The 246-nt window shown below is 57.7% G+C and carries 1 pseudogene; it reads left to right on the top strand.

The window, feature by feature from the left end:
• Nucleotides 1-246 (top strand): annotated as a pseudogene (locus JN414_RS16645) (hypothetical protein); the annotation flags it as partial.

The raw sequence follows: 246 nt of genomic DNA, 5'->3' as shown, positions 1-246 counted from the left end.
GAGCTATCTGGATACAGGAAACCGTAGCCAGTTCGACAATCACACCGTAACTGCGATCTTTGGTGGGTCGAAGGCCGGTGGTTCGAAAACGCTGCCGCTCGAGACGTCCCGTGCCTTTGTCGAGCCGATTTATGCACGCATTGCAGAGCGCGCTGGCAATGGTGTTCTCCAGCCTGAACTGACCACTGATCCGGATCTGCATCTGGTCACCAACTTCGGTCAGATCATCCGGCCGCTCCGGCAGGC

Source organism: Gluconobacter sp. Gdi (genome assembly GCF_014132155.1).
Classification (GTDB): domain Bacteria; phylum Pseudomonadota; class Alphaproteobacteria; order Acetobacterales; family Acetobacteraceae; genus Gluconobacter.
The sequence above is the reverse complement of the archived record's forward strand: the minus strand, read 5'-3'. Positions and strand labels throughout refer to the sequence as shown.